The sequence below is a fragment of the Devosia sp. 67-54 genome, assembly GCF_001899075.1.
Classification (GTDB): domain Bacteria; phylum Pseudomonadota; class Alphaproteobacteria; order Rhizobiales; family Devosiaceae; genus Devosia_A.
Genome location: NZ_MKVA01000008.1, coordinates 384,266 through 404,465, shown reverse-complemented (window position 1 = coordinate 404,465; position 20,200 = coordinate 384,266). Strand labels below are relative to the sequence as shown.

Sequence of the window (20,200 nt, the reverse complement as noted above, 5' to 3'; positions counted from 1 at the left end):
GCCCGCGTGCTAGCACTCGGCGAAAATCCAGGGGGAGGAACGCATGGGCGCCCAGTCCATCTACGAAGTCATCGATCCGCGCTTCGGCGGGCTGATCAACGGCAACGCCAGGCTCGACCAGCTTTATACCGGCTGCAAATGGTCCGAAGGGCCGGCGTGGTTCGGCGGCAGCCGCTCGCTGGTCTGGTCGGACATTCCCAACAACCGGCAGATGCGCTTCGACGAGAGCGACGGCTCGGTGAGCGTGTTCCGCTCGCCCTCCGACTATTCGAACGGCAACACCGTCGACCGGCAGGGGCGGCAGGTCACCTGCGAGCATGGCGCGCGCCGCGTGACGCGCACCGAGCACGACGGCACCATCACGGTGATCGCCGACCGCTTCGAGGGCAAACGGCTCAATTCGCCCAACGACGTGATCGTCAAATCCGACGAGTCGATCTGGTTCACCGATCCGACCTACGGCATCGACAGCGATTATGAGGGGCACAAGAGCCCGAGCGAGATCGGCGGCTCCAACGTCTACCGGGTCGATCCGGCGACGGGCGCCGTCACGGCGGTGATCACCGACATGATCAAGCCCAACGGCCTCGCCTTTTCGCTCGACGAGCAGCAGCTCTATGTCGCCGATACCGGGCGGACGCATGGGGCGCAGTACCCCAAGCACATCCGGGTGTTCGACGTTCAGGGCGACAGGGTCACGGGCGGCCGCGTCTTCGCCGACTGCACCGCTGGGCTGTTCGACGGCTTCCGGCTCGACGTCGACGGCCGCATCTGGACCAGCGCCGAGGACGGCGTGCATTGCTACGAGCCGGACGGCACGCTGATCGGCAAGATCCTGGTGCCCGAAGTGGTGGCCAATGTCTGCTTCGGCGGCGTCAAGCGCAACCGGCTCTACATCTGCGCCACGACCTCGCTCTATGCGGTGTACGTGATGACCAACGGCGCAAAGACTTACTGATCCAGCGGTTGGCTGAAGCGCTAGCGCGCGGTCCAGCCGCCGTCGACCAGCAGGGTCTGGCCGGTGATCAGCGAGGCGGCGTCGGAGGCGAGGAACACCACGGCATCGGCCACCTCGCGCGGCTGGCCGATGCGGTGCAGCGCGGCGATGCGCTCGATCACCTCGGCGCGGAAGGCCGGGCGGGCCAGCATGGCGGCGGTGCCGTCGGTCTCGATGAAGGTCGGCGCGACGCAGTTGACGCGTACATTGCGCGCACCCCATTCGACGGCGAAGCAGCGCGTCATGTGCGACACGGCGGCCTTGCTGAGGCAGTAGACGGCTTCGCCCGGCAGCGCCACGGCGCCCGCCTGCGAGCCCATGTTGACGATGGCGCCCCGGCCGCGCCCGAGCATGTGCCGGCCCGCATGCTGGGAAAGAAAGAAGGTCGATCTGACGTTGAGGTCGAGCACGGCGCCGAAGGTTACTTCGTCGTAGGCTTCGACCGGCCGCTCCGGCACGCCGCCGCCGGCGTTGTTGACGAGGATGTCGAGCTTGCCGAAGCGGGCGATGGCGGCGTCGATCGCGGCGCGGCCCTGGGCGAGGTCGCGCACGTCCATCTGCAGCGGCAGAGCGCGGCGGCCCTTCGCCTCGATCTCGGCCACCAGCCCGTGGTCCGCATGCGCGTCGCGGAGGCCGAGGGCGATGTCGGCGCCGGCGTCGGCCAGCGCCAAAGCGATGGCGCGGCCGAGACCGCGAGCAGCGCCCGTCACCAGCGCGCTGCGGCCGCCGAGGTCGAAGCCTGCCGTCATCCGACGGCTTCCCAGGCGCCGGATTTCTCGCTGCGGAAGATGGCGTCGAGCACGCGCATCTGCGCGATGGCGTCCTCGACGCCGTATGGCGCCTGCTGCTCGCCGAGAACGGCGAGCGCGAAACTTTCGGCCTGCGCCGTGTACTGGTCGATCGGCGGCAGGATCTCGCGGCGGTTGAGGTTGCGGTCGAAGCTGTTGCCGACGATCAGCGCGGTCTTTTCGTTGGCCGGGGCGTTGAACGGGATGACGATTTCGAGGCTGCCCTTGGGGCCGATGGCCTCGACCGACTGGCGGCCGCCGCTCTGCGTGCCGCAGACGAAGTTCAATTGCCGGCCGTCGCCGAAATCGGCGATGACGCTGGCCAGCCGGTCGGTGCGGAAGGTCGGGTCGCGGTCGACCAGCGCCACCACGCGTGTCGGTTCGGCCTCGAACAGATAGCGGCCGGCGATCACGCAATAGCAGCCGATGTCCATGATGCCGCCGCCGCCGATGTCGGCGATATTGCGGACGTTGGCGGGATCGTCGTTGAAATAGAGGAACACGCCGCGCACGAGCTTGAGCGGCCCCAATTCGCCCGAGCGCACGATGTCGCGGGCCCGCTGCCATTGCGGGTGGTGCCGCACCATGAAGGCTTCGGCGATGATCACGTCCCTTGGCGCCTGGCGAAGCTGCGCCGCCTCGTCGGCGGAGATGGCGATCGGCTTTTCGCACAGCACGTGCTTGCCGGCCTTCGCCGCCGCCAGCGTGATCGGCACGTGCAGGTGGTTGGGGAGCGGATTGTAGATGGCGTCGACATCGGGGTCGGCGAGCAGCTCCTCATACGAGCCGTAGGCGCGGCCGCCGGCGATGCCGAGCTCGGCGAGCGCGGCCTCGGCCCGGCGCGTGTCGCGCGAGGCGAGGGCGACGATCTCGCTGTGCGGCGAGCGCATGATCGCCGGATTGACCTTCTTCATGCCGATATCGGCGGTGGAGACGATGCCCCAGCGGACTTTGCGGTCGGCCATTACTTTGCCTCGAGTGGGAAAATCATTGCACGCGCCGACCATATAAGGCGCCGGCGCCGGAGCAAGTGCCGGCAGCGGCGATCGCGTACGGCTCCGACTTACGGGTTTCCTTGCCGGGGCTCTCGCAGTAGGAAGGGCGCCGATTGGAGTTCGGCCATGCCCAAGACCGATATCGCGCGGCGCGTCTACAACCACACCTGGAAGCTCGACCCGATCGTGCGCTCGCTGCTCGATACGGATTTCTACAAGCTATTGATGTTGCAGATGATCTGGGGGCTCTACCCGAAGGTCGACGCGACGTTCTCGCTGATCAACCGCAAGACCAGCGTGCGGCTGGCCGAGGAGATCGACGAAGGCGAACTCAGGGCCCAGCTCGACCACGCCCGGACGCTGCGGTTCTCCAAGAAGGAGATGATCTGGCTCGCGGGCAACAGCTTCTACGGCTCCAAGCAGATCTTTTCGCCCGAATTCCTGCGCTGGCTCGAGGATTTCGCGCTGCCCGAGTACGAGCTGAGCAAGCGCGACGGCCAGTACCAGCTCAATTTCGGCGGCCGCTGGATCGAAACCACGATGTGGGAGATTCCGGCGCTCGCCATCATCAACGAGCTGCGCTCGCGCGCGGCGCTGCGCAATTACGGGCCGTTCACGCTCGATGTCACCTATGCGCGGGCCAAGGCCAAGATGTGGGAGAAGGTCGAGCGGCTGAAGAAGCTGCCGCAATTGCGCATCTCCGATTTCGGCACGCGGCGGCGGCATTCGTTCCTGTGGCAGCGCTGGTGCGTCGAGGCGCTGAAGGAAGGGCTGGGCGAAAGCTTCACCGGCACCTCCAACGTGCTGCTCGCCATGGACAACGACCTCGAGGCGCTCGGCACCAATGCGCACGAGCTGCCGATGGTGCTGGCCGCCATCGCGCCCAACGAGGCGGCGCTGAAGGCGGCGCAGTACCAGGTGCTGGAGGATTGGGAGAGCTATTATGGCGGCAATCTGCTGATCGTCCTGCCCGATGCGTTCGGCACCGATGCGTTCCTGCGCGACGCGCCCGACTGGGTCGCCGACTGGACCGGCTTCCGCCCCGACAGCGCCCCGGCCATCGAGGGCGGCGAGAAGATCATCGCCTGGTGGAAGAGCCGCGGCCGCGACCCGCGCGACAAGCTGCTGATCTTTTCCGACGGGCTCGACGTCGACATGATCGAGGAGGCCTTCCATCATTTCGACGGCCGGGTGCGCATGGCCTTCGGCTGGGGCACCAACCTCACCAACGATTTCGTCGGCTGCTCGCCCTTCGTGAACCATCGGCTCGATCCGATCTCGCTGGTGTGCAAGGTCAGCTCGGCCGACGGACGGCCGGCGGTGAAGCTGTCCGACAATCCCGAGAAGGCGACCGGCGAGCCCAAGGAAATCGCGCGCTACCTCAAAATCTTCGGCAGCGCCGGCCGGGTGGCGCACGAGGTGGTGGTTTGACGAAATATTCCGCCTGCATCGAATGGCTGTTCGCCGACGCGCAGTCGCTGCCGCCGCTGCCCGGAACGCCGGAAGCGAACATCGTCGAGGGCATGGCGGTCAGCTTTCCCGATCGCATCCGCTGGGCCAAGGCGGCCGGGCTCGACGCGGTGGAGTTCTGGCACTGGTCGGGCAAGGACCTCGACGCGGTGAAGGCGGCGCTCGACGAGACCGGCCTGCCGCTCGCCGGCATCCTGTGCGAGCCGATTGCGCAGATCACCGATCCGCAGACGCATCCGGCCTTCCTCGCGGGCGTCGAGGCGTCGCTCAAGGCGGCGCAGCGGCTGGGGGCGCCGGTGCTGATCGCGCAGTCCGGCGACGACCGCCCCGGCGTGCCGCGAGAAAAGCAGCACGCGGCGCTGGTCAAGGTGCTGCGCGAGGCGGCGGCGCTGCTCGAGGGGTCGGGCGTGGTGCTGGCGCTGGAGCCGCTCAACGACCGGGTCGACCATCCGGGCTACTACCTCACCTCGACGGTCGAGGGACTCGACATCATCGACGAGGTCGACCGGCCCGAGGTGCGGCTGCTCTACGACATCTACCATTCGGCGATGATGGGCGAGCATATCGAGGATGTGCTCGAAGGCCGGCTGGACCGCGTCGTTCACGTCCATCTCGCCGACACGCAGGGCCGGGGCGAGCCGGGCAGCGGCAACATGGACTGGCAGGCGCGGCTGCACTGGCTCGCCGACCACGGCTATGCCGGCTATGTCGGGCTCGAATACCGGCCGACCCGGGGGACGCTGCAGAGCCTCACGTTCCGCGAGTAGTCGCAAAGCGGCGCCACGGCGCGGCGGACGGTTAGCATTTCCTTCAGCACATCTCGGCCATAGTCGCGCAAACGACTCTGACTTGGGGAGAGGCCGGCACGCGCCCGGTCGATGCGGCGAATGGCAGCTCAGCAAAAGCGCCGTGCGCCCACCCTTCGCACCAACATCCTGCTGCTGCTGCTGTGCGGTTTCATTGCCGTCGCGGTGCCGGCCTATTGGGGGTTCACCACCGTCGTCAATTCGACGGTCGCGCAACTGGGCCGGCTGTTCGCCGAAAAGCAGGTGCTGTTCGACCGCTCGCGCGGCATGGGCGCGCTGACGCAGGAGGTGGCGCTCGCCGAAAACCTCACCCGCTCGCCGGTGATCGCCGAATGGGCGCGCGACGAGACCGATCCGGCCAAGAAGGGGCGGGCGATCGCCGAGCTCGAGCAGTACCGGCAGGCGTTTGCCGACCACAGCTATTTCTTCGTGGTGAACGCCTCGGGCAACTACTACTACAACGACGCGCAGAACTCGCACGCGGCCAATCCGTACAGCTTCACGGTGCGGCGCGACAATCCGAGCGACCAATGGTACTACGCCACGGTCGCGCTCGACGCCGGCTGCCACCTCAATGTCGACCATGACGACGAGCTCGACGTCACCAAGGTGTGGATCAACTGCGTCCTGCGCGACGGTCCCACGGTGCTGGGGGTGCTCGGCACCGGGCTCGACCTCACGACGTTCATCCGCGACGTTGTGGCCTTTCCGCAGCGCGGCGTGCAGGCGATCTTCGTCGACGGCGCCGGCGCCATCCAGGCGCATCGCGACACGCGCTACATCGACTTCCACTCGCTGACCAATGCGATCAACGAGAAGAAGACCATCTTCAGCCTGATCGACCGGCCGGAGGACCGCGCGCTGCTGCGGCAGATGCTCGCCGACGTCACCACCGACAAGGTCGAGGTGCGCTCGAACTTCATGCAGGTGGACGGCCGGCAGATGCTGGTGGGCGTCGGCTATCTCGACAAGCTCGGCTGGTACAACGTCGCGCTGATGGACATCGACGCGGTGATCGACCGCAGCCTGTTCCTGCCGATCGGGCTGCTGCTGGCGGCGACGATGATCGTGGTCGCGCTGGTGATCGCCTTCATCGTCAAGGTCAGCGTCGGCGACCGCCTGGCGCGGGTGGAAAAGGGCGTGGTCGCGGTCAGCGAGGACGTCACGGCGCCGGTCGCGGCCGATCCGGGCAATGACGAGATCGGCCGGCTGTCGCAATCGTTCGCGACGATGGCGTCGACCGTGCAGGACAACATGCGCACGCTGGAGCGGCTGGTAGAGGAGCGCACGGCGGAGCTGCAGTCGCTCGCCTATCGCGACCAGCTGACCGGCATCGCCAATCGCCGCGGCTTCGCCTCGGGCTTCGAGCAGGTGAAGGCCGGCTCGAAAGCGGAGGCGCGGCTGGCGCTGCTGCTGATCGACATCGACCGGTTCAAGGAGATCAACGACCGCCTCGGACACCAGACCGGCGACGAGGTGGTGGTCGAGGTGGCGCGGCGGATCGCGGCCGTGCTCCGGCCGGCCGATGTCTGCGGGCGCTGGGGCGGCGACGAGTTCATCGTGCTGTTCTCCGACCTCGGCATGCGGCCGCTGAAGCTGATCGCCGACGCCGTGCATCGGGGGCTCTGCAATCCGGTCGAGCTCAAGAACGGCGCCTCGGTGCTGGTGACGGTCAGCATCGGCGCCTGCCTGGTCGAGCCGGGCGAAACGCTGGAGCAGGTGGCGGACATGGCCGATGCGGCGCTGTACGTGGCCAAGGAGAACGGCCGCAACCGCGTGTCGGTCTACGATCCGACCAGCGAACGCAGCCATGCCGGCGTGCAGGGCGGCTGAGCGCGGCCTAAAATTCGACATAGCAGATGGCGCTTGTGCCGGCAGGCGGGCGCGCTAGCATGCGCCGCAACAGGAGGTTCCGATGATCCGTTTCGTGCTGGCTCTTGCCGTGCTGCTGCTGTGCGTGCCGGTCGCCCAGGCGGCGAGCTTCGACTGCGGCAAGGCGGCGACGCCGTTCGAGAAAGCGATCTGCGACCATCCCGACCTGTCGGCCAAGGACGAGGTGCTGGCGCAGGCCTACGCCACGGCGCTGGGCGGGCTGTCGGCGGACGCGGCAGCGGCGGTGAAGGCCGGGCAGCACGCCTGGCTCGACTACGCCTCGCGGGTCTGCGGCGACGACGGGCAGCCGATCTCGACGCCCTATACGGACGACCAGGCGAGCTGCCTTGCAGGCGAATTCACCTCGCGCATCACCGCGCTCGAGGCCAGCAAGATGCAGGGCGGGTTCCGCTTCTACCCGGTGGAGAAGTTCCTGGTGGAGAAGGACCCCGACAGCGACACCAATTCGTACAACAAGGTGGCGACCAAGCATTTCCTCACGGTGAAGATCGACCGGCAGGACGAGCTGGCGGCGGCGTTCAACGCCATGACCGACGAGCTGCGCCTCGCCAACGATGCGCAGATGGGCGAGGACGAGCACCTGTTCGACAAGGCCGGCAACCTCGCCAGGGGCGACACCTCGGCGGACATCGACGTGAGCACCACGGTCAAGGAGGTGAACTCGTCGCGCATCACGCTCGAGACCGACACCTATTGGTTCGGGCACGGCGCGGCGCACGGCAATTACGGCTCGACCTACAGCCATTTCCTGATCGCCGAGGCCCGGCCGCTCAGGGCCGGCGACGTGTTCAAGGGCAAGGGCTGGCAGAAGAAGTTCGCCGCGCTGGCGATCAAGCAGGCGAAGGCCGACCTCGGCGACGACTACCAGGGCGACGACAGCAGCGGCGATCTCAGCAAGGCGATCACCGATCCGTCACGCTGGGATTTCACCGACGCCGGCATCAGCGTGCACTTCAACCCGTACGAGGTGGCAGCGTATGCGCGGGGAGAAGTGGACGTCACGGTGCCGTGGACCGACCTCGCCGGCCTCGTCACCGACACGGCGCAGAATTTGAGCTACTGAGCCAGCAGGTCGGCCCAGTCGGGGTGGCGGCGGAACTGCGCCACGGCATAGGAGCAGATCGGCTGGATCCTGACGCCGTCGCGGCGGGCATCGGCGATGGTGCGCTGCATCAGCAGCGCGGCGATGTTCTGGCCGCGGAATTCGGGCGGGGTGTAGGTGTGGTCGATGGCGATCACGTCGTTGCCGAGCTTGCGGAAGGTCATCTCGGCCTCGAGCTCGCCGGGCAGGCGGATGACGTAGCGGCCATGTCCGGCGGAGTCTTCGCGCTCAACCGTGAATTCGTCCTGCATGTTCTCGTCCTAGACGTTGGTGGTGTTGGGGGCGAGCTCGGGAAACAGGCTCCGCGACTGCAGATAGGGATCGATGGCGAGGGCTGCAATCATGTCCTTGAGGGCGGCGGCGCGGTTGCCCTGCTTGAGCTCGATCATCGCCCGGCCGCTGAGGGCGCCGAAATGGCGCGGCTCGAGCGCCAGGGTCCTGGCGATGTCGGCCAGCGACGAGTCGTAATCGCCCAGCATGTAGTAGAGCGTGGCGCGCTGGTTCCAGCCTTCGGAATAATCGGGATAGTCGGTGACGATGGCGCTCAGCAGCGAGAGGGCCTGCGGCAGGTCGCCATCGCGCGTGGCCGCGGCGGCGGCCTGCATGCGCTCGGCGAGATCGGGGACGGCGGGGTTGGACCAGAGGTCCCAGATCTGGGCGACGATGTCGTCGGCCTCGCCGGCCGAGTGGACGACCTTCAACTGCGCGAACAGCTCGTCGAGGGCCGCGGCGTCGGTGTAGTCGGCGGCAAAGGCCGGCCGTGGCGCGGCGGCGAGAAGGAGCAGCACCAGCAACGCGCGGATCGCGGCGACGAATGAGCGCATGAGGGCAGTGTCGCGCCGCGGCGGGCGCAAGTCCAGAGCGCTCGTCGTCAGCCCGGGGTCTGGTCGGTCTTGGGCGTCTGCCAGCGCTGCTGCAGCGATTTGCCGAAATTGCCCATGAACGGGGCGAGGGCGAGCAGGATGCGCTTCCAGTAGTGGATGAGCAGGAACAGCACGCCCAGGATCACCGCGCCGACCAGAATCACCAGCTCGAGGCTGAGGCCGATGGATTTCAGCCATTCGCTGAGGAACATGCCGGGCAGGATGTGCGAGGCCGACCAGACGAAGGCGGAGACGACGTTGATGAGCGTGAAATAGCTCCAGCGCATGCCCAGCATGCCGGCGATGCCGGGCACCACGGCCTTGAGGCCGGTGATGAAGCGGCCGATGAAGATGGCCTTGCCGCCATGGTGCTGGAAGAACACCTCGCCCTGTTCGATCAGGTGCACGTAGTTGCGGAACGGCCAGACGGTCTTGATGCGGCCCTTGAAGAAATGGCCGATCCAGTAGGAGATGGCGTCGCCGGCGACGCCGCCGGCGGTGGCGGCGAAATAGATCGGCCAGAAATCGAGCTTCTGCGTGCTGATCAGCCCGCCGACCAGCAGCAGGATGGGCAGCGACGGGACCAGCAGGCCGAGGATGAAGATGGCCTCGCCGACGCAGACGAGGAAGACCAGGAAGACGAACAGCCAGTAATTGCCGGAAACCGACGTCAGGATATTGCCGATGAAATCGGATATCTGATGGAAAATTTCCAGCATGCGGCGCCATCCTCCACGTCGGTTACCGCCCGAAAGCGGGAATCGGCGATGCGATCAGCTTGTCGAGTGTCGCACGCTCGCCATAAGTGTGGGGCCTAAATGCGGCGCTTGCAAGGGTGCGGGACGCCGCGCCCCGGGAGCCAGCCGATGAGCCTGCCCATCCATCACGTGATTTCGGCCGGGCCGCGGCCGGTGGCGCCGTTCTCGCATGCCGTCGAGGTTGACGGTTTCGTGTTCGTGACCGGGCAGATGCCGACCGATCCCAAGGCCCCCGATGCGCCGCTGCCCGCGGGCGTCGAGGCGCAGACGCGGCGGGTGTTCGAGAATTTGCGCATCGTGCTCGGCGGCGTCGGGCTCGGGCTCGAGCATGTGGTGATGGCGCGCATCTATCTCAGCGAGTTCCGGCGCGACTATGCGGCACTCAACCGCATCTGGCCGGAGTTCTGGGCGCCGGGGAAACTGCCGGCGCGCACCACCGTGGGCGTCACGGCGCTGGCGGTCGATGCGCTGGTCGAGATCGATCTGGTGGCGCGGCGGCCCTAGCGCCGGCGCCTCAGGCGGTTTCGACGGCTTTGCCGCCGGCGAGGGTCTCGATGATCGGGCAGTCGGGGCGGTGGTCGCCATCGCAGCATTGCGCCAGATGCGCCAGCGTGGCCCGCATTTCGCGCATGAGGGCGATCCTCGCGTCGAGCGCCTCGATGTGCGCCAGTGTCAGCGCCTTGACGTCGCGGCTCGAGCGCGCCGTGTCGGCCCACAGCTTCAGCAGGTCGCGGATCTCCTCGATCGAGAAGCCGAGGTCGCGGGCGCGGCGGACGAAGCCGAGCCGGTGCACGTCTTCGGCGTCGTAGTCGCGATAGTTGGAGCTGCGCCGGTCGGCGTCCGGGATCAGCCCGATCGCCTCGTAATGGCGGATCATCTTGGTCGACACCCCGGTCAGCCGGCTCGCTTCCCCGATCTGCATCGAAACCTCCTAGGCAACCCTTGACCTTCCAATGATGGGAAGGTGCATATGCCGCGTCAAGAGGGGACCGACCCGAGCCTGGAGACCGAAATGACGCACGACCATTCTCAGCACGCCGCCGCAACCGCAATCGATCCGGTCTGCGAGATGGTGGTCGACCCGGCCACCGCGCGCTCGGCCGAGGTGCGCGGCACGACCTATTATTTCTGCTCGGAAGGCTGCCGCAGCAAATTCGTCGCCGACCCCGACAAATACCTCAACCGGAAACCCTTCGTGCTGCCGGGGGGCTCGGGGACGGCCGCGAGGCCCCCTCATCCGGTTGCCGCCACCTTCTCCCCGACGAGGGAGAAAGCCATCGGGCACGATCATGCCCCCAGCGCAAATGCCAGCCAATACACCTGCCCGATGCATCCCGAGATCGTGCAGGACGGTCCCGGCTCCTGCCCGATCTGCGGCATGGCGCTCGAGCCGGTCATGCCCACGCTCGACGACGGCCCCAATCCCGAGCTCGTCGACTTCCAGCGCCGGCTGTGGGTCAGCGTGCTGTTCAGCGTGCCGCTGCTGGTGATCGCCATGGGGCCGATGCTCGGGCTGCGGCTCGGGCCGATCGAGGCGCTGCCGCTGCGCGGCTGGCTCGAGCTGCTGCTCGCCTCGCCGGTGGTGCTGTGGGCCGCCTGGCCGTTCTGGCAGCGCTTCTGGGCGTCGCTGGTCAATCGTTCGCCCAATATGTGGACGCTGATCGGGCTCGGCGTCGGCGCCGCCTATCTGTTCTCGCTGGTGGGCGTGCTCGCGCCGCAGATGTTCCCGATGTCCTCGGCCATGGATGGACCGCCGCTCTACTTCGAGGCGTCGGCGGTGATCATCGCGCTGGTGTTCGTCGGGCAGGTGCTGGAGCTGCGCGCCCGCGACGCCACCGGCAAGGCGATCCGCGCGCTGCTCAACCTCGCGCCGAAAACCGCGCACCGGCTGCGCGACGGCAGCGAGACCGAGGTGCCGCTCGACGCGGTGGTGGCGGGCGACCTGCTGCGCGTCCGTCCCGGCGAAGCGGTGCCGGTCGACGGCGAGATCAGCGAAGGGCAGAGCGACATCGACGAATCCATGCTCACCGGCGAGCCGCTGCCGGTGGAGAAAGCCGCGGGCGATGCCGTCATCGGCGGCACGCTCAACGGCTCCGGCAGCTTCGTCATGCGCGCCACTGCCGTCGGCGCCGAAACCCGGCTCAGCCAGATCGTGGCGCTGGTCGGCGCGGCGCAGCGCAGCCGGGCGCCGATCCAGGCGCTGGCCGACCGCGTCGCCCTATGGTTCGTGCCGCTGGTGGTGGTGGTCGCGCTGGTCAGCTTCGCCGTCTGGATGCTCGCGACGCACGATCTGGGCGAGGCTTTGGTCGCCGCCATCTCGGTGCTGATCATCGCCTGTCCCTGTGCGCTCGGCCTCGCAACGCCGATGTCGGTGATGGTCGCCACCGGCCGCGGCGCGCATGCCGGCGTGCTGGTCAAGGAGGCGGCGGCGCTCGAAACCTTCGCCCGTGCCACGACGCTGATCGTCGACAAGACCGGCACCTTGACCGAGGGCCGCCCGGTGCTCGGCCAGGTGGTGCCCGACAAGGGCGTCGACGAGGGCTGGGTGCTGGCCGTCGCCGCCGCGCTGGAACACGGTTCCGCCCATCCGCTGGCCCACGCCATCAGCGAGGGCGCCAAGGCCCGCAACGCCAGGCCGCTGCCGATCGAGGACTTCCGCTCGGTCACCGGCAAGGGCGTCACCGGCACGCTGCGTGGCACGCCGGTGGCGCTCGGCAACGCCGCCATGATGGCCGAGGCCGGCGCGCCGGTGAGCGAGGCGTTCGCGACGCTCCAGGCCGAGCATGCCGGCAAGGGCCGCACCGCCATGTTCGTCGCCGAAGGCGGGCGGGTGATCGGGCTCGTCACCGTCACCGACCCGGTCAAGGACAGCGCCCGGCCGGCCATCGACACGCTGCGCGCCGACGGGCTCGACGTGGTGATGGCCACCGGCGACGCCAAGGGCACGGCGCAGGCGGTGGGCGCGGCGCTGGGGCTCAGCCGCATCGAGGCCGGCATGACGCCCGAGGGCAAGCACGAGCTGGTCGCCGGGCTGCGGCGGGCCGGCGAGGTGGTGGCGTTCGCCGGCGACGGCGTCAACGACGCGCCGGCGCTGGCCGCTGCCGATGTCGGCATCGCCATGGGCACCGGCGCCGACGTCGCCATCGAATCCGCCGGGCTGACGTTGCTCAAGGGCGACCTTTCGGGGGCCGTCCGCGCCCGGCGCCTCGCCCGCGCCACGCTCGGCAACATCCGGCAGAATTTGTGGCTCGCCTTCGGCTACAACGCCGTCTGCATCCCCATCGCCGCCGGCGTGCTGTACCCGCTCACCGGCTGGCTGCTGTCGCCCATGCTTGCCGCCGCCGCCATGGCGCTGAGCTCGGTCAGCGTCATCGGCAACGCGCTGCGGCTGGGGCGGGTGAAGCTGTAGGAAAGAGCGACTCCCCAACTAACATGTTAGTTGACCCCTAACATGTCAGTGGCGTAGGACGGCGTTGTTCAACCCCGGGGCCGTCCATGTCCGCTCTCGACCGTGCGCTCACCATCGAGGATCTGAAGCAGCTCGCCCGCCGCCGCGTGCCCAGGCAGTTCTTCGACTACGCCGATTCCGGCGCGTGGACCGAGGGGACATATCGGGCCAACGAGGAGGATTTCAAGAAGATCACCTTCCGCCAGCGCGTCGCGGTCGACATGTCGAACCGGTCGCTGGCGACCACGATGATGGGGCAGCCGGTGGCCATGCCGGTCGGCATCGCGCCGGTGGGCTCGACCGGCATGCAGCAGGCCGACGGCGAGATCAAGGCGGCCAAGGCGGCGGAAAAGGCCGGCATTCCGTTCACGCTGTCGACCATGGCGATCTGCTCGATCGAGGACATCGCCGAAAACACCAGCGCGCCGTTCTGGTACCAGCTCTATGTGATGAAGGACCGCGACTTCATCCTGAGGCTGATCGACCGGGCCAAGGCGGCAAAATGCCCGGTGCTGGTGCTGACGATGGATCTGCAGATCCTCGGCACGCGCCACAAGGATGTGCGCAACGGCCTCCTGGTGCCGCCGAAATTCACGCCGAAATTCGTCGCCGAGATGGCGATGAAGCCGGCCTGGGCGCTGGGCATGCTGGGCACCAGGCGGCGCACCTTCCGCAACATCGCCGGCCATGTGAAGGACGCCACCAATTTGCGCTCGCTCACCATCTGGAGCCGCGAGCAGTTCGAGCAGAAGCTCAACTGGACCGACGTGCGCTGGATCAAGGAGCGCTTCGGCGGGCCGGTGCTGGTCAAGGGCGTGCTCGACGCCGAGGACGCGCGGCTGGCTGTGGCCAACGGCGCCGACGGCATCATCGTGTCCAACCATGGCGGCCGGCAGCTCGACGGCGCGCCGTCGTCGATCCGGGTGCTGCCTTCGATCGTCGATGCCGTGGGCAGCCAGATCGAAGTGTTCATGGATGGCGGCGTGCGCTCGGGCCAGGACGTGCTGAAGGCGCTGGCGCTCGGCGCCAAAGGAACCTTCATCGGCCGCGCCATGGTCTACGGCCTCGGCGCCGGCGGCGAGGCCGGCGTCACGCGGGCGCTCACCATCATGCGCGAGGAGATGGATATCACCATGGCGCTGATGGGCGAGCGCGACGTTCGCAACATCGGCGCGCACAACGTCTATGCCAACGATCTCGAGCGCCGGCAGGGCTATTGAGGCGGCGGCGCATCGCGGCACGGGATATCGCGCCGCGGGCGCTTGGCGGTGGCCCCATCGCTCATGTATGAGGGCGCGCATTGTTCCACCGCAGAGCCTTCATGCCCGCCGCCAAGACCGACAAGCCCGCCAAGATCGACAAACCCGCCAAGATCGTCCTGCCGGAAGCCGGCCTGTTGAAGCTGGTGCCCATCAAGGGCAAGGGCCGCGGTGTCATCACCACCCGCCCGATCCGGCGCGGCAAGCTGGTCGAGGCGTCGCCCGTGATCCCGATGAAGAAGGGCGACCGGCTGGACCGCTCGACCGTGCTCAGCCACTATCCCTTCGCCTGGGAGAAGCCGCCCCACGTGCAGGCCTTCCCGCTCGGCTTCGCCGGCCTGCTCAACCATTCCGACACGCCCAATTGCAAGATCGAGGCCGACCTCGAGGGCGAGGTGCTGTGCATCTACGCCATCCGCAACATCGAGGCCGGCGCCGAGCTCACCTGGAACTACGGCATCGACCCCTGGTTCGAGGTCGCGGAGTAACGGCGCGCCGCAGCCTGCCGCCGCGTCACACCCCGAGGCACAGATACTTCACCTCGAGGTAGTCCTCGATGCCGTATTTGCTGCCCTCGCGGCCGAAGCCCGATTGCTTGACGCCGCCGAACGGCGCCAGCTCGGTCGAGATCAGACCGGTGTTGATGCCCACCATGCCGGTCTCGAGCGCCTCGGCCACCTTGAACACCCGGCTCAGATCGCGTGCATAGAAATACGAGGCGAGGCCGAATTCGGTGGCGTTGGCGAGGGCGATGGCGTCGTCCACCGTGTCGAATTTGAACAGCGGCGCCACCGGGCCGAAGGTCTCCTCGTGCGCCAGCGCCATGTCGGCGGTGGCGCCGCCCAGCACCGTGGGCTCGAAGAACAGCCCGTCTTTCGGCCGCCCGCCGAGCAGCACCGTCGCGCCCTTGGCGGTGGCGTCGGCGATATGCCGCTCCACCTTGTCCATGGCCTTGCGGCTGATCAGCGGCCCGGTGTTGACCCCGGCGGCAAAGCCGTCGCCGGGCTTCAGCGTGTTGGTCGCCGCCACCAGCTTTTCGGCGAAGGCGTCATAGATGCCGGCCTGCACGTAGAGGCGGTTGGCGCAGACGCAGGTCTGGCCGTTGTTGCGGTATTTGCTGACCAGCGCGCCCTCCACCGCCGCATCGAGGTCGGCGTCGTCGAACACGATGAACGGCGCGTTGCCGCCGAGCTCGAGGCTGAGGCGCAGCACCTGGTCGGCGGCCTGCCGCATCAGCACCTTGCCGATGGCGGTCGAGCCGGTGAAGCTCAGCTTGCGCACGCCGGGATTGGAACAGAATTCCTGTCCGATCGCCGCCGCGTCGGTGCCGATCACGAGGTTGAACAGCCCGGCGGGCAGGCCGGCACGCTCGGCGAGCTTTGCCAGCGCGATGGCGCTGAGCGGCGTTTCGGCGGCCGGCTTGCTCACCACGGCGCAGCCTGCCGCGAGCGCCGGTGCCATCTTGCGCGCCAGCATCGAATTGGGAAAGTTCCACGGCGTGATCGTCGCCACCACGCCCACCGGCTGCTTGAGGACGATGATGCGCTTGTCCTCCTGGTGGCCGGGGATGGTGTCGCCATAGACGCGCTTGGCCTCCTCGCCGAACCATTCGACATAGGCGGCGCCATAGGCGATCTCGCCCCTGGCTTCGGCGAGCGGCTTGCCCTGTTCGGCGGTCATGATCGCGGCGAGGTCGTCCTGATGCTCCAGCATCAGCTCGAACAGCCGGCGCAGCACCGCGGCCCGCGCCTTGCCGGTCCGTGCCGCCCATTCGGCCTGCACCGCCGCGGCCGCGGCAATGGCCCGCCGCGCCTCGGCCACGCCCATGTCGGGCAGCACCGCCAGCACGTCGCCGGTCGAGGGGTTGCGCACCTCGAACGTCCTGCCGCTGTCGGCCCGGTCCAGCCAGGCGCCGGCGACATAGCCGGCGGCGGGGATCAGATCCTTGACCGTAAGGTGCTTGGTGAGGGCGTCGGTGAGCGGCATGGCGGGTCTCCTTTGCTTCCCCAAAGACCCACGCACGGCAAAAGGCAAGCGCCGCGCCATCGGTTCCGCCATGCAGCATCGGCCCCGCCGGCAGTTCCGGCCGGCGAGGCATGTCGCCCCGGCATCGCGCCGACGTCAGGCCGCGCGCGGCCCATCGTCGTTGCCGTCGTCGCCGGTGGGGGGCGGCAGCACGCGCAGCACCGTCAGCATCTGCGGCCGGCCGTCGCGGGTGCGGAAGCTGATCGACTGGCCGACGCGCAGCCCGATCAGCGCCGCGCCGATCGGCGTCAGCACCGAGATGCGGGCCGAGGCGATATCGGCGTCGGCCGGATAGACCAGGAGCACGGTGCGCTCGTCGCGCCCGGTGCGGAAGCGCACCAGCGAGCCCATGCGCACCACGTCGACGGGCAGGCTCGCATCGTCGACGATGCTGGCGCGGTCGATCTCGTGCAGCAGATCGTCGGCGGCCTCGGGGTCGTTGCTGCCGGGACCGGCAAGCGCCAGGTAGGACAGCTTCTGGTGGTCGCTCTTGGCGAGCGTGATGCTGGGCGAAAGCCACAGGGGGACGGCGGTCATGACATGTCTCCGGGCCGTCGCGGGAGGGCTCCCGGCGGCCATAGATTGCAAATGAGGATGGATCGGCGTCGTTCGCGAAACGACCAAGGTCGCCCTAAGCCCGCCGGACGCCGGAGCGCACGGGCTTAGGGCCGCTGGCCTTCCACGGGAAACTCCCGGAGGCGCGGCGATGTCGTCAGCATTGAGCGCATCGTGGTCATACCAAACAAGTTAGGCATTTGCCCGGCGATTGCAAGCGCCCCAGGCGGTTGGACGATCGGGCGCTCTCGCGGCCGATCGTCCAGAGCACAAACACATCCACCGGTTGGACGATCGGACGCTCTTGCGGCCGATCGTCCAGAGCGCCATGGCACTCTTCAGGCGGTCGGCAGGGTGCGGAAGCCCAGTTGCATCGGGGCGCCGGCGGGCTCGGCGTCCACCCGCGCCACGCGCGAGGCCGTGGGACCCTGCCAGAAATAGCCCAGCATCTCGGCTACCTTGTCGTCGGGCCCGGAGATCAGCGCCTCGACGCTGCCGTCGCGGCGGTTGCGCACCCAGCCGCTGAGCTTACGCTGCCGCGCCGCCTGCTCGGTCCAGGCGCGATAGCCGACGCCCTGCACCAGCCCGGTGATGCGAACCTGCAGCGTGCGCGTCATCGGCTCACGGGGTCAGGCCCGCCCGCCGGCGAGCGGCCGCGTGCGCTGCTTGCTGCCGCCCGGCCCGTAGGGATAGTCGCCCATCACCGGGGCGCTCGCCGCGTCGAGCTTCGCCACCTCCTCGGGGGCAAGCTGCAGCCCGTCGGCCTTGAGGTTCTGCGCCAGTTGCTCGGGGGTGCGCGCGCCCAGGATCACCGACGTCACCGCCGGCCGGCCGCAGACCCAGGCCAGCGCCACCTCCGCCATGCTGACGCCGCGAGCGCCGGCCACCGTTTCGAGCGCGGCGATGATGCCCCAGACGCGTTCCGACGCGTTGCGCTGCGCGTAGGATTCCTGCCCGCGATTGGGATTCTCGCCGAGCCGCGTGGCGCCGGTGGGGGTGGTGTCGCGCCGGTACTTGCCGGTCAGCCAGCCACCGCCGAGCGGCGACCAGGGCAGCAGCCCCATATTGGCATCGAGGCAGGCGGGCACGATCTCGAACTCGATGTCGCGCACGATCAGATTGTAGTGCGGCTGCAGCGTCACCGGCGGCGCATAGCCCATGAATTTGGCGATCTGCACCGCCTTGGTCACCTGCCAGCCGAGATAGTTGGAAAAGCCGTAATAGCCGATCTTGCCGGCGCGGACGGCATCGTCGAGGAAGCGCAGCGTCTCCTCGAGCGGCGTCAGCCCGTCCCAGGCGTGCATCTGGTAGAGGTCGATATGCTCAACCCCGAGCCGCCGCAGCGAAGCGTCGAGCGCCATGCCCAGATGGCGGCGGCTGAGCCCGATATCGTTGGGGCCGCTGCCGGTCGGAAAGCGCCCTTTGGTGGCGACCAGCATCTGCCTCGCCTCGGTCGGCCGCGCCTGCAGCCAGCGTCCGACGATCGCTTCCGACGCGCCGTCGGAATAGACGTCGGCGGTGTCGATGAAATTGCCGCCCGCCTTGGCGTAGAGATCCATCAGCGCGAACGAGGTCGCCTCGTCCGCCTCGTTGCCGAAGGTCATGGTGCCCAGGCACCAGGCGCTGACGATGGCGCCGCTGTTTCCCAATCGCCGCAGCTGCATCAGACCGTCGCTCCAATGTGCCAAGGGACGAATTCGTTGTCGCCGTAGCCCAGAAGCTCCGACTTGGTCTTTTCGCCCGAGGCGACGCGCAGGATCATGTCGAAGATCTCCTGTCCCTTTTCCTCGAGCGAGGAGCCTTCCACCACCTCGCCGCCGTTGATGTCCATGTCGTCGATCATCTTGTGGTACATTTCGGAATTGGTGGCGATCTTGATCGAGGGCGTGGGCTTGCAGCCATAGGCCGAGCCGCGCCCGGTGGTGAAGGCGAGCACATTGGCGCCTCCCGCCACCTGGCCGGTCGCCGACACCGGGTCGTAGCCGGGCGTGTCCATGAACACGAAGCCCTTCTCGGTCACCGGGTCGGCGTAATGATAGACGGCGTTGAGCGGCGTGGTGCCGCCCTTGGCCGCCGCGCCCAGCGATTTCTCGAGGATGGTCGTCAGCCCGCCCAGCTTGTTGCCCGGCGAGGGGTTGTTGTTGAGCTCCATGTTGTTCCGCCTGGTGTAGTCCTCCCACCAGTGGATGATGTCGACCAGCTTCTGGCCCACGTCCGGGGTCCGCGCCCGCCGCGTCAGCAGGTGCTCGGCGCCGTAGATCTCCGGCGTTTCGCTGAGGATGGCGGTGCCGCCGTGCCGGACCAGCAAATCGGCGGCGTAGCCGAGCGCCGGATTGGCGGTGATGCCGGAATAGCCGTCCGAGCCGCCGCATTGCAGCGCCAGCATCAATTCGCTCGCCGGCGCGGTTTCGCGCTGCACGGCGTTGACGATCGGGAGCATCGCCCGCACCGCCTCGACCCCGGCCTCCACCGTCTTTTTGGTGCCGCCCACCTCCTGGATGGTCATGGTGCGGAAGGTGTCGTTCTCGGTGACGCCGTAGGCTTCCTTGAGCTTGGGAATCTGGAAGCCCTCGCAGCCGAGCCCGACCATGATCACGCCGCCCATGTTGGGATTGGTGGCATAGCCCCAGGTGGTCTTTTTCAGCGTGTCGAAGATCACGCCGCGATAGTCGATGATGCAGCCATTGGCCTGCTTCAGCGCCACGATGCCGTCGATGTTGGGATAGTCGTCGAGGATGCCCGAGCGCTCGACCTCGCGCGCGATGAACCCGGCCACCGTGGTCGAGCAGTTCACCGAGGTCAGGATGCCGACATAGTTGCGCGTCCCGACGCTGCCGTTCGAGCGGCGGTAGCCCTGGAACGTCGCCTGCTGCGGGCCGGTGAAGAACTCGACCGGGGTCACGCCTTCGGAGAATGCATAGTCGCGGTTGAACGCCCCGTGCTCCTCGCCGATGCCGCAATTGTGCTCGTGCACCCATTCGCCCGCCGGCAGGTCGGCCTTGGCGAAGCCGATGATCTGGCCGAACTTGACGATCGCCTCGCCGGCCCTGACCGGCCGCACGGTGAATTTGTGCCCGCGCGGCACGCGCTTGGTGGTGGTCACCCCCTGCGGCGTCGCCACCCCGACGTCGAGATTGCTCAGCGCCACCGCGACGTTGTCGGCCGGATTGAGCAGCAGCGTCCTGGCGGACGGGCGGGACATGACTTCGGACATCGGCAATCTCGCGATAGTGCGGCGCAG

20 protein-coding genes are annotated in these 20,200 nt (G+C 68.0%); 9 read left to right on the top strand and 11 right to left on the bottom strand.

What is annotated here, in order from left to right; translation table 11 throughout:
* Positions 1 to 43 precede the first annotated feature (43 nt).
* Positions 44 to 958, top strand: a complete 915-nt coding sequence (locus BGO82_RS15260) for an SMP-30/gluconolactonase/LRE family protein (RefSeq protein ID WP_291306465.1) — start codon at positions 44 to 46, stop codon at positions 956 to 958.
* A 20-nt stretch (positions 959 to 978) separates the two neighbouring features.
* Here the strand turns inward: BGO82_RS15260 and BGO82_RS15255 are convergent, their stop codons facing one another.
* Both BGO82_RS15255 and BGO82_RS15250 read right to left on the bottom strand, forming a co-directional pair.
* Positions 979 to 1,746, bottom strand: a complete 768-nt coding sequence (locus BGO82_RS15255; protein ID WP_291306464.1) for a glucose 1-dehydrogenase — start codon at positions 1,744 to 1,746, stop codon at positions 979 to 981.
* Complete coding sequence (locus tag BGO82_RS15250; RefSeq protein WP_291306463.1) at positions 1,743 to 2,750, bottom strand: Gfo/Idh/MocA family oxidoreductase; 1,008 nt, start codon at positions 2,748 to 2,750, stop codon at positions 1,743 to 1,745. Before BGO82_RS15250 ends, BGO82_RS15255 begins: the two co-directional genes overlap by 4 nt.
* A gap of 156 nt (positions 2,751 to 2,906) precedes the next feature.
* On the opposite strand from BGO82_RS15250, the gene pncB reads away from it, so the two are divergent.
* The 4 genes from pncB to BGO82_RS15230 all read left to right on the top strand — a co-directional run bounded on the left by pncB (position 2,907) and on the right by BGO82_RS15230 (position 8,012).
* The gene (gene pncB / locus BGO82_RS15245) at positions 2,907 to 4,211 is read left to right on the top strand and encodes a nicotinate phosphoribosyltransferase (RefSeq protein ID WP_291306462.1); all 1,305 of its coding nucleotides are present in this window, start codon (positions 2,907 to 2,909) and stop codon (positions 4,209 to 4,211) included.
* The gene (locus BGO82_RS15240; protein WP_291306461.1) at positions 4,208 to 5,017 is read left to right on the top strand and encodes a TIM barrel protein; all 810 of its coding nucleotides are present in this window, start codon (positions 4,208 to 4,210) and stop codon (positions 5,015 to 5,017) included. The genes pncB and BGO82_RS15240 overlap by 4 nt, the downstream gene beginning before the upstream one ends.
* 120 nt (positions 5,018 to 5,137) lie before the next feature.
* Positions 5,138 to 6,889 (top strand): GGDEF domain-containing protein, encoded by a 1,752-nt coding sequence (locus BGO82_RS15235; RefSeq protein WP_291306460.1) that lies wholly within the window; start codon positions 5,138 to 5,140, stop codon positions 6,887 to 6,889.
* Between the two features lie 82 nt (positions 6,890 to 6,971).
* Positions 6,972 to 8,012 (top strand): DUF3298 domain-containing protein, encoded by a 1,041-nt coding sequence (locus BGO82_RS15230; protein ID WP_291306459.1) that lies wholly within the window; start codon positions 6,972 to 6,974, stop codon positions 8,010 to 8,012.
* Here BGO82_RS15230 and BGO82_RS15225 read toward each other — a convergent pair.
* The 3 genes from BGO82_RS15225 to BGO82_RS15215 are packed head-to-tail and all read right to left on the bottom strand — an operon-like array spanning position 8,006 to position 9,633.
* The gene (locus BGO82_RS15225; RefSeq protein WP_291306458.1) at positions 8,006 to 8,302 is read right to left on the bottom strand and encodes a GNAT family N-acetyltransferase; all 297 of its coding nucleotides are present in this window, start codon (positions 8,300 to 8,302) and stop codon (positions 8,006 to 8,008) included. The genes BGO82_RS15230 and BGO82_RS15225 overlap by 7 nt on opposite strands.
* A 9-nt stretch (positions 8,303 to 8,311) precedes the next feature.
* A complete protein-coding gene (locus tag BGO82_RS15220) occupies positions 8,312 to 8,875 on the bottom strand; it encodes a hypothetical protein (protein WP_291306457.1) in 564 nt (187 codons plus the stop codon).
* 47 nt (positions 8,876 to 8,922) lie between these two features.
* Positions 8,923 to 9,633: a DedA family protein gene (locus tag BGO82_RS15215; protein ID WP_291306456.1), complete on the bottom strand. Its 711-nt coding sequence runs from the start codon at positions 9,631 to 9,633 to the stop codon at positions 8,923 to 8,925.
* Between the two features lie 147 nt (positions 9,634 to 9,780).
* Between BGO82_RS15215 and BGO82_RS15210 the strand changes: the two genes are divergently transcribed.
* Positions 9,781 to 10,176, top strand: a complete 396-nt coding sequence (locus BGO82_RS15210; protein WP_291306455.1) for a RidA family protein — start codon at positions 9,781 to 9,783, stop codon at positions 10,174 to 10,176.
* A gap of 10 nt (positions 10,177 to 10,186) precedes the next feature.
* Here the strand turns inward: BGO82_RS15210 and cueR are convergent, their stop codons facing one another.
* Positions 10,187 to 10,594: a Cu(I)-responsive transcriptional regulator gene (gene cueR, locus BGO82_RS15205; protein ID WP_291306454.1), complete on the bottom strand. Its 408-nt coding sequence runs from the start codon at positions 10,592 to 10,594 to the stop codon at positions 10,187 to 10,189.
* A gap of 90 nt (positions 10,595 to 10,684) precedes the next feature.
* Here cueR and BGO82_RS15200 point away from each other — a divergent pair, with 90 nt between their 5' ends.
* From BGO82_RS15200 to BGO82_RS15190, 3 genes are all read left to right on the top strand, one after another.
* Positions 10,685 to 13,081 carry a heavy metal translocating P-type ATPase gene (locus BGO82_RS15200; protein ID WP_291306453.1) on the top strand — a complete coding sequence of 799 codons (2,397 nt, stop codon included), beginning with the start codon at positions 10,685 to 10,687 and terminating at the stop codon, positions 13,079 to 13,081.
* A gap of 86 nt (positions 13,082 to 13,167) precedes the next feature.
* Complete coding sequence (locus BGO82_RS15195; RefSeq protein ID WP_291306452.1) at positions 13,168 to 14,340, top strand: alpha-hydroxy acid oxidase; 1,173 nt, start codon at positions 13,168 to 13,170, stop codon at positions 14,338 to 14,340.
* A gap of 101 nt (positions 14,341 to 14,441) precedes the next feature.
* Positions 14,442 to 14,867 (top strand): SET domain-containing protein-lysine N-methyltransferase, encoded by a 426-nt coding sequence (locus BGO82_RS15190; protein WP_291306451.1) that lies wholly within the window; start codon positions 14,442 to 14,444, stop codon positions 14,865 to 14,867.
* A 25-nt stretch (positions 14,868 to 14,892) separates the two neighbouring features.
* Here the strand turns inward: BGO82_RS15190 and BGO82_RS15185 are convergent, their stop codons facing one another.
* From BGO82_RS15185 to BGO82_RS15165, 5 genes are all read right to left on the bottom strand, one after another.
* On the bottom strand, positions 14,893 to 16,365 hold the full coding sequence (locus BGO82_RS15185; RefSeq protein ID WP_291306450.1) for an NAD-dependent succinate-semialdehyde dehydrogenase: 1,473 nt from the start codon (positions 16,363 to 16,365) through the stop codon (positions 14,893 to 14,895).
* A gap of 135 nt (positions 16,366 to 16,500) precedes the next feature.
* The gene (gene rnk / locus BGO82_RS15180; RefSeq protein WP_291306449.1) at positions 16,501 to 16,941 is read right to left on the bottom strand and encodes a nucleoside diphosphate kinase regulator; all 441 of its coding nucleotides are present in this window, start codon (positions 16,939 to 16,941) and stop codon (positions 16,501 to 16,503) included.
* A 356-nt stretch (positions 16,942 to 17,297) separates the two neighbouring features.
* On the bottom strand, positions 17,298 to 17,576 hold the full coding sequence (locus BGO82_RS15175) for an acylphosphatase (RefSeq protein ID WP_291306448.1): 279 nt from the start codon (positions 17,574 to 17,576) through the stop codon (positions 17,298 to 17,300).
* 12 nt (positions 17,577 to 17,588) lie between these two features.
* Positions 17,589 to 18,623 (bottom strand): aldo/keto reductase, encoded by a 1,035-nt coding sequence (locus BGO82_RS15170; RefSeq protein WP_291306447.1) that lies wholly within the window; start codon positions 18,621 to 18,623, stop codon positions 17,589 to 17,591.
* On the bottom strand, positions 18,623 to 20,173 hold the full coding sequence (locus tag BGO82_RS15165) for an altronate dehydratase family protein (protein WP_291306446.1): 1,551 nt from the start codon (positions 20,171 to 20,173) through the stop codon (positions 18,623 to 18,625). The genes BGO82_RS15170 and BGO82_RS15165 overlap by 1 nt, the downstream gene beginning before the upstream one ends.
* Positions 20,174 to 20,200 lie beyond the last annotated feature (27 nt).